The following is an 8264-nucleotide window of genomic DNA, read 5'->3' as shown; positions in this document are numbered from 1 at the left end:
ATGCGACCGAGGGCGTCGAGGGCGCGGAGTCGACGGATCTCGGCGACGACGGGCGAGTCGACGGCCGCGCCGGACTCGGCGGCAGAGCCGCTGGTCGGGCCGGTGGTCGGGCCGCTGGTCGGGCCGGGGGCCGGGGTGGGGCGGGACTGGGATCCGGTCACACCGTCATGGTGCCCCACGGATACGACACGACGACTCAACCGATGCCGATCACGCGGGTCGCGGCGGCCGCCCACCGCGCGGCGTCGATGGCGACCCCCGGGTGGTCCTGCCGGTGCGGGATCACCGACTCGACCACCCGGAAGGGCAGGTCGAGATCCGGATCACCGGGATCGAGGTCGGGGCGACACCGGGCGACGAGCTGCCGGTAGATCCCCCTCAGTTCCGACCGTGCGGCCCGGAAACCCTCGAAGTCCTCCCCGGCCAGCTCCGGGAGCACGTAGAGCATCCCGATGTTCCAGCGCGAGGCCAGGAGCCCCTCGACGTCGATCGTCGCCAGTTCCAGGAGGACCTCCCCCGGGTCCCGTCTCCCGTCGTGGAGCCCCCGGGCGCTCTCGAGGGTCGGCCGCACCGTCGTGTCGAGAAGGGACACGAGCATCGCGGCCTTGGTGGGGAAGTGCGTATAGAGCGAGGCCTGGCGAATCCCCACGGCATCGGCGATGGCCCGCGTCGAGGTCGCCGTGTACCCGCGGGTGGTGAACAACTCTGCCGCCGCGTCGAGGATCTCGTCCGCCGGGGTGGCCCCGGGACGCCGCCGGCCCACGAGGCGGGGTCGTCCGGGTGAGGACACGGTGCTCCCTTCGGGTGGTGGCCCGCGATGCGGGTCGTGCCTGGTGCTCAGGTGTCGTGCGGGGTGCCGCACCGGTCCATCGTGACACGGAGGAATTCGAACCGGTGCGCCGTCGGATCGACGCTGCGGCGCGGGGGGACCGGCATGGAGGAGACTGCGGCCTGGACCCACGACCCGCGATCCGTCCGGGTGAAGTCGAGATCCACCCCGTGGGAGCGCGCGGCGAGGAGGGCGGCGACGGCGGCGGCGCGGCCGTTGCCCTCGCGGAAGGGGTGCACGTAGTTGAACCGCGCGTACCAGTTGGCCAGGGCGACGGCCACGGTCGTCGTGCGGGCGGCGGCACCGGATGCCGTGGCCAGGGCGTCGGCGACCAGTTCGGTGGGGTTCTCGAGTGGAGAGGCCATCATGGGGACACGAGCCGCGGGCGCGAACGCGGACCCCTGTTTGGCCAGGCCGACGATCCGGGGCAGACCGGCCCAGGCGTACACCTCGCCGAAGAGCGCCGCGTGGACACCGGACACCGTCGCGGGGGCGTGGGCGGGATCGCGGAGGAGACGGGCCCCCGCGGCGACGGCCAGGAGGGCCTCCGCGTGACCGAGGGCTCCCGCCGAGGTGATGCCGAGTGAGTTCTCCAGGACACGCGTCCCGCGGATGAGGTACGGCGTGCGGCGGGACAGGATCCCTGGCCGGGGGCGCCGCGTGGCCTCCGGGGGGAGGGCGTTCCGGACGTGGAGGCGGATCAGTCGCCCGGGGGCGGCCCGGTCGACGAGATCGAGGACCTCGTCGTCGTCGTCCTCCGGTCTCCATCCCTCCAGCGCCGAGACGGCGAGCATCGCGGCGGTGGCCGGGTGGCGGGTCACCCCGGCTCCCGGAGTCCGCCGGAGGACCGGAGGTAGTCGAGGGTGCGTTGCGCGCCGGCGATCTCCCGTGCGGCGGACCGGAGCCCCGCGCGCTCGGCCGTCGTGAGGACGGACAGGGCGACCCGGTCGGTTCCGGGGCCGTCGGATCCGGCACGGAGACGCACCTCCCACCGCAGGCGCGCGGTGACGCGGGCGGCCACGCGGAGGGAGTCCCAGCGGTCCGCGGGCAGCACACGGGGGTCGGCGGCGAGCTCGAGGCGTCCATCGGTGGAGGTCGACGTCACCCCGACGCGCAACGCGGCCCACCGGGCGAGCTTGACGACCGGGGTGAGGACCGAGGCCTTGAGGTCGACGACCGGGTCCGAACGCAGGGTGCGGGTGAGCCGGGAGGGCACCGACGCGCGGGTGGAGAGCGCGTCGGCGAGGATGTCGGTGAGGATCCCCGGGTGGGTGCGCACGGATCGCGCGGCGAGGCGGGGCAGGAGTTCCGGGTCACCGTGGCCGTCCGTCAGGGGCCGCGCGTCGGCGAGGAGCCCCAGGTGGACGACCCCCAGGTCCCGGGCGGGGGCCGCGGCCCAGCCGTCGGCGGCGGTCGACCAGCCGGCCCGGGTCCGGATCAGCCGGGGATCGGCGGCCGAGGCGGGGGAGGTCTCGGCGAACCACGGAGCGCGGGAGAGGTCGGTGGAGGCGACGGCGCGGCGTACCGCACGGTCGTCGGGGTCACCGGGGTCACCGGGGGCACAGACGACGGCGAGGGATTCCAGGTCGCTACCCGGGACTGCCTCCCCCCGGCCCACCGATCCGGTGACCCACACCGCGTGTGCCACCGCCGGTCCGAGACGCGCCGCCAGCTCACGCCGCAACCCGTCCGACCAGGCCCGCGCGCGCTCGTCGTGGGGATCACGGGAAGGCGCCATGAGGGCATTCGACCACGCGGTCGGGCGGCCCGGCGAGCGGGGAACGACGGCGTGAGGGCGTGTTAATCGGATCGAAACATCAGGCAACCCGAGGGTCACACGCGGTGGGAAAACTATCGGCAGACAGGAACTGCTCCTGACACCACCCGGGTTCACAGACCCCCGCCCCGAGAGGAGTGCCGGACATGAGTGACCCCTCCGGACTCACCACCCCGGCCCCCGAACGTCGGGGTGATCACGACGACCTCGCCGATCTCGGCTACGACCAACAACTCCACCGCAGCCTCGGCACGTTCGCCTCGTTCGCCGCCGGGTTCTCGTTCGTCTCGATCCTCACGACCATCTTCCAGCTGTTCGGCCTCGGGTACGGGTTCGGCGGCCCGGCCTTCTTCTGGACCTGGCCGATCGTGTTCGCCGGCCAGTTCCTGGTCGCGTTGTGCTTCGCGGAGCTCGCGGCCCGGTACCCCATCTCGGGAGCGATCTACCAGTGGTCCCGGCGGATGGGCGGCGAGGTCGTCGGGTGGTTCGGCGGCTGGTTCATGATCCTCGCCCAGATCGTCACCGCCTCGGCCGCGGCCATCGCGCTGCAGGTCGTGCTGCCCAGCATCTGGTCCGGCTTCCAGTTCGTCGGCGACGACCCGGCCCTCACCTCGCCCTCCGGAGCGGCGAACGCGGTCCTGCTCGGATCGGTTCTCCTCGTCATCACCACCACGATCAACTCGCTCGGCATCAGGTGGATGGCCTACGTCAACAACATCGGTGTGACCTGCGAGATCGTCGGCGTCGTCGCGGTGATCCTCGCGCTGCTGACGCACGCCGTCCGCGGGCCGCAGGTCGTCTTCGACACCGCCGGCATGGGGGATCAGCCCGGATACATCTGGGCCTGGGTCGTCTCCGGACTCATGGCCGCCTACGTGATGGTGGGATTCGGTTCGGCCGGCGAGCTCGCCGAGGAGACCGTCAACCCGCGCCGGGTCGCCCCCCGCACCATCCGGATGGCACTGACCGTCTCGGCGTTCGGCGGTGGGCTCATGATCCTCGCCGCGCTCATGGCCGCGCCCAGCCTCACCGACGGCCGGCTGGCCACCGAGGGCCTGCCGTACGTCCTCAACTCCGTGCTCGGGAACTTCTGGGGCAAGGTGCTCCTCGTGGTGGTCGTCGTGGCCATCTTCATCTGCACCCTCGCCATCCAGACCGCGGCCACCCGGTTGATGTTCTCGATGGCCCGCGACGGGCGCCTGCCCTTCTCCGCGACCCTGTCACGCGTCAACCCCCGCACCGGCACCCCGATCGCCCCGGCCGTGCTCATCGGCCTGTCATGCATCGCGATCCTGCTGGTCAACATGGGCAACGCCGCCATCTTCGCCACCCTCGCCTCGGTGTGCATCATCCTCATCTACCTCGCCTACCTCTGCGTGACCGCGCCGCTGCTCCTGCGCCGACTCAAGGGGTGGCCCAACGGCCCGCGGCTCACCGACGCCGAGGGCAAACCGCTGTTCTCGCTGGGCCGCTGGGGGATCCCCGTCAACGTCATGGCCGTGGGATACGGACTGCTCATGACGGTCAACCTCGCCTGGCCGCGATCCGAGATCTTCGACCCCTCGGGCGAGACCCCGTGGATGCGATGGGCCGGCGTCCTGACCGTCCTCGCCGTGGTGGGGCTCGGCATCCTGTGCTTCCCCCGCGGCAAGACCCATCCCAAGCCCGTCAAGATCGGAGAGTGACCTGAGATGACCAGCACCACCGAACCCGGCACCACGACACCCGGCACCACCGCGAGCACGTCCACCACCTCGGGTGCCCGCGACCACGCCCGCGCCCAGGCCGGCGCGATCACCGACTCCATGCCGGTCGTCCCCGCCACCGACTGGCCCCACCCGCCGGCGGACGTCCCGGCCGACCGCCTGACGTGGGCGGAGTCCGTCCCCGGGGGTCGCTACACCGCGGTCACCCTGGCGCGGGGCACGCGCATCCGACTGACCGACCGGGACGGCACGGCCTGCGCCTCGCTCATGATGTGGCGCGCCGACGCCCCCTGGGAACGCCTCAACACCGCGGACACGGTCAAGGTCCCGTGGCAGGCCTACCTCGGGACCGGTCATCCGCTGCTCTCCGACCAGGGGCGCGTACTCGCGACGATCGTCGCGGACACCTCCGGCCACCACGACGCGCTGTGCGGTGCCTCGACCCTGGCCGGCAACGTCGCCCGCTACGGGGCCGGGGCGCCGGAATCCAGGTCACCGGCCGGACGGGAGTTGTTGCTGCTGGCCGCCCTCAAACACGGACTGGGTGAGCGGGATCTCCCCCACACCGTGTCGTTCTTCCACGGCGTCCGCGTCGACGACGACGGGGCGCTCGTCTCCACCGGGAACGCCGGGGCGGGGGCGACCGTCGACCTGGTCCTGCACCTGCCCGTCGTGGTGGCCGTCGCGGTCGCCGACCATCCGCTGGATCCGTCGGAGCGGTACCACGCCGGGACCGTGGAGTTCCTGGCGTGGAGCGCTCCGCAGGACCTCGACGCACTCCGCGAGGGAGTCCTCCCCGGCGTCGGGGAGGACCTCGAGTACCGCCGTGCCGTCGCCAACTCCGAGGCCGCCCACCGCGCCTCCACCCCGATCGCCTGAGGAGAATCCGCCATGACACCGACGACCGTCACCACCGAGCCTCCGACCACAGACCCCTGGACCGGCGCCGCCGCAGACCTTCCCGCTGCAGACCTCGCTCTCACGGACGGGGCCGTTGTCGCCGACGAGACCGTCGCCGCCAGAGCCGCCTGGTCCCACGTCCTGCACGCGGGCCAGACCCTGACCATCGTGGACCTCGAGGGCAACCAGGCCGTCGACACCCTGTTCTACGACGCGCACGACCCCACCCGTCGCTACAGCGCCCCGGCGACCGTCGCCGCCCAGGGATCGATCTTCCTGACCGAGGGGAGTGTCCTGCGCGACGACGCCGGCGAGCCCCTCGTGACGATCACGGCCGACGAGGTGGGCAACCACGACACCCTCGGGGGAGCGTGCTCGCAGGAGTCCAACACCCTGCGGTACGGCCACCACACCCGGCATCAGCACGCCTGCGTGGAGAACTTCCTCCGGGAGGGCGCCCGGCACGGACTGGGCAAACGGGATCTGGTCCCCAACGTCAACTTCTTCATGAACGTGCCCGTGGACGCCGACGGCACCCTCGGCATCGTCGACGGGCTCTCCGCGCCCGGCAAGCGCCTGGCGGTGCGCGCCGACCGTGACGTGATCGTCCTGGTCTCCAACTGCCCGCAGATCAACAACCCGTGCAACGGCTTCGACCCGACGCCGGTGCGGATGATCGTCACCGCCTGAGCCCGGCGCCCCCCACCCCGCGCACCCACCACCCGCGCACCCGCCACCACAGGAGAAGCCGCCATGACCCGCCTCGAGATCCTCAACCCGGGACTCATCACCACCGTCCAGGACTGGCCCGGCCGCATCGGGTACTGGGGCGTGGGCGTCCCGCCGTCCGGGGCGATGGACGACTACTCGCTCCGCCTGGTCAACATCGCCGTGGGCAACCCGGAGGGCGCCGCCGGCCTGGAGTGCACTCGGGGTGGACTGTCGATCCGACCGGACGCCCCGGTCACGGTCTGCGTGGGCGGGGCGCACGTGCGGCCGACGGTGGACGGCCGCCCGGTGGCCCAGTGGAAGCCGGTCCACCTGGAGGCGGGATCCGTGCTCGACGTCCCGGTGCTCGACGGGCCGGGCATGCGCGTGTACGTGGCGGTCGGGGGCGGGCTCGAGGTGGAGCAGTACCTCGGGTCGTCGTCGACCTTCACCCTCGGACGGTTCGGGGGGCACGAGGGACGCAACCTGGCGGCGGGGGACGCCCTCGCCGTCGGTGAACCCGGGCCGGGCGTGCCGCGCCGGATCCTCGCCGACGAGGTCCCGGCCATCGGGCACCACTGGCACATCGCCGTGGCCGAGGGGCCGCACGGCGCCCCGGAGTTCCTCACCCGCGCGGGGATGGACGAGCTCTACGCGGCCAGCTACACCGTGCACTTCAACTCGGACCGCACCGGGGTCCGGCTCGAGGGACCACGACCGAAGTGGGCCCGGCCCGACGGCGGGGAGGCCGGCCTGCACCCGTCCAACCTGCACGACAACGCCTACTCGGTGGGGGCCCTGGACTTCACCGGGGACACCCCGATCCTGCTCGGCCCGGACGGCCCGAGCCTGGGGGGCTTCGTCTGCCCCGTCACCGTGGTCAGCGGCGACCGGTGGAAGCTCGGGCAGCTCGCGCCCGGCGACACCGTCCGGTTCGTCCGCGTCAGGGTCGATGCGGTCGGTGACCGCGCCGGGATCTCGGGGGCGAGGGGGGCCGGCCGCCCGTACGTCCTCGGCGACGGCGGCGACCGTGACGACGGCGTGCTGGGTCGCGGCCACACGGCCGACGGCGTGACCGAGGTGACCTACCGCCGGGGCGGTGACGACAACGTGCTGGTCGAGTACGGCCGCATGGAGCTCGACCTCGAACTGCGCGCCCGCGCCCACGCCCTCTACCTGCACCTCCGGGCGAACCCCGTTCCCGGCCAGCAGGACCTCACGCCCGGTATCCGGTCGTTGCAGGTCAAGATCACGCCCGGCCGCAGCACGATCGGCGCCACCCTGGCCGCCCTCCGCGAGGCCGAGGCGGCGTTGCCCGCCGCCGAGGACCTGGCGGTGTCGAGCAGACGCGTCCGACTGCCGCTGAGCTGGGACGACCCCGCCACCAAGGAAGCCATCGAGAGGTACATGTACGGCGTGCGCGACGACGCCCCGTGGTGCCCGTGGAACATCGAGTTCATCCGCCGCATGAACGGTCTGGAGACCGCCGACGACGTCTACCGCACCGTCTTCGACGCCGAGTACATGGTGCTGGGGCTCGGGGACGTCTACCTCGGGGCACCGGTGGCCACGCCGCTGGACCCGCGCCACCGCCTGGTGACGACCAAGTACAACCCCGCCCGGACGTGGACCGCGGAGAACTCGGTCGGGATCGGCGGCGCGTACCTGTGCATCTACGGGATGGAGGGGCCGGGTGGCTACCAGTTCGTGGGCCGCACGACCCAGGTGTGGAACCACCGGCACCCCGAACCGGCCCCGGGCTTCGACGCCGAGCACCCGTGGCTACTGCGGCACTTCGACCGCATCTCCTGGTACCCCGTCACCTCCGAGGAGTTGGCCGATCTGCGGGCCGACACCGCCGCCGGGCGGGGGATCGTCGACATCACCGACGACACGTTCTCCCTCGCCGAGCACACCGCGTTCTGCGAGCGGGAGGCCGAGTCGATCGCCTCCGCCCGACGCCGGATGGAGCACGCCCGCGCCGAGGAGTTCTCGCGCTGGGCCGCTAGTGGGGAGCTGAGCGCATGAGCGGCACCGTGACATCAGCCGGGCTGCGGGACACCGCGGCGGCGAGGGTCGACGACGTGCTGGCACGCCTGGCCGCGGCGGACCGTCCCGAGGTGTTCCTGCAGGTCCGCGACCGCGCGGAGCTGGTGGCCGACATGGCGGCCTCCCTCGCGGCCGGGGGCCCGCTCGCGGGGATGACGCTGGCCGTGAAGAACAACGTCGACGTGGCCGGACTGCCCACCACCGCCGCCTGCCCGGGATTCGCGTCCCTGCCCGACCGGGACGCCGTGGCCGTCGCACGGCTGCGCGCGGCCGGCGCCGTGGTGCTGGGGGCGAC

General features: G+C 72.8%; 8 protein-coding genes. 5 read left to right on the top strand and 3 right to left on the bottom strand.

What is annotated here, in order from left to right; translation table 11 throughout:
- Positions 1 to 196: 196 nt before the first annotated feature.
- The 3 genes from G6031_RS07505 to G6031_RS07495 are packed head-to-tail and all read right to left on the bottom strand — an operon-like array spanning position 197 to position 2567.
- Positions 197 to 790, bottom strand: a complete 594-nt coding sequence (locus G6031_RS07505; protein WP_259847056.1) for a TetR/AcrR family transcriptional regulator — start codon at positions 788 to 790, stop codon at positions 197 to 199.
- Positions 791 to 837: 47 nt separating this feature from the next.
- On the bottom strand, positions 838 to 1650 hold the full coding sequence (locus G6031_RS07500) for a Fic family protein (protein ID WP_182652903.1): 813 nt from the start codon (positions 1648 to 1650) through the stop codon (positions 838 to 840).
- Positions 1647 to 2567, bottom strand: coding sequence for a putative nucleotidyltransferase substrate binding domain-containing protein (locus G6031_RS07495; protein WP_182652902.1), 921 nt, complete (start codon positions 2565 to 2567; stop codon positions 1647 to 1649). The genes G6031_RS07500 and G6031_RS07495 overlap by 4 nt, the downstream gene beginning before the upstream one ends.
- 185 nt (positions 2568 to 2752) lie before the next feature.
- Here G6031_RS07495 and G6031_RS07490 point away from each other — a divergent pair, with 185 nt between their 5' ends.
- The 5 genes from G6031_RS07490 to G6031_RS07470 all read left to right on the top strand — a co-directional run.
- Positions 2753 to 4291, top strand: coding sequence for an amino acid permease (locus G6031_RS07490; protein WP_182652901.1), 1539 nt, complete (start codon positions 2753 to 2755; stop codon positions 4289 to 4291).
- A gap of 6 nt (positions 4292 to 4297) precedes the next feature.
- Complete coding sequence (locus G6031_RS07485) at positions 4298 to 5191, top strand: urea amidolyase associated protein UAAP1 (RefSeq protein WP_182652900.1); 894 nt, start codon at positions 4298 to 4300, stop codon at positions 5189 to 5191.
- A gap of 12 nt (positions 5192 to 5203) precedes the next feature.
- A complete protein-coding gene (locus G6031_RS07480; RefSeq protein ID WP_182610922.1) occupies positions 5204 to 5902 on the top strand; it encodes an urea amidolyase associated protein UAAP2 in 699 nt (232 codons plus the stop codon).
- 63 nt (positions 5903 to 5965) lie between these two features.
- Entirely contained in the window at positions 5966 to 7948 is a 1983-nt protein-coding gene (locus tag G6031_RS07475; protein ID WP_182652899.1) for a 5-oxoprolinase/urea amidolyase family protein, read from the top strand.
- Positions 7945 to 8264: amidase family protein (locus G6031_RS07470; RefSeq protein ID WP_241737238.1), on the top strand; the 320-nt coding region annotated here is incomplete at its 3' end. The genes G6031_RS07475 and G6031_RS07470, both read left to right, overlap by 4 nt.

Origin of the sequence: Dietzia sp. CQ4 (assembly GCF_014145125.1) — a bacterium.
GTDB classification, from domain to species: domain Bacteria; phylum Actinomycetota; class Actinomycetes; order Mycobacteriales; family Mycobacteriaceae; genus Dietzia; species Dietzia natronolimnaea.
Note: the sequence above shows the minus strand (reverse complement) of the source record. Positions and strands in the feature narration are given on the sequence as shown.

Excerpts from the sequence above, each read along its gene's own strand:
- G6031_RS07495 (WP_182652902.1), bottom strand. The coding sequence starts at position 2,567 with ATGGCGCCTTCCCGTGATCCCCACGACGAGCGCGCGCGGGCCTGGTCG.
- G6031_RS07490 (WP_182652901.1), top strand. The coding sequence starts at position 2,753 with ATGAGTGACCCCTCCGGACTCACCACCCCGGCCCCCGAACGTCGGGGT.
- G6031_RS07485 (WP_182652900.1), top strand. The coding sequence starts at position 4,298 with ATGACCAGCACCACCGAACCCGGCACCACGACACCCGGCACCACCGCG.
- G6031_RS07480 (WP_182610922.1), top strand. The coding sequence starts at position 5,204 with ATGACACCGACGACCGTCACCACCGAGCCTCCGACCACAGACCCCTGG.
- G6031_RS07475 (WP_182652899.1), top strand. The coding sequence starts at position 5,966 with ATGACCCGCCTCGAGATCCTCAACCCGGGACTCATCACCACCGTCCAG.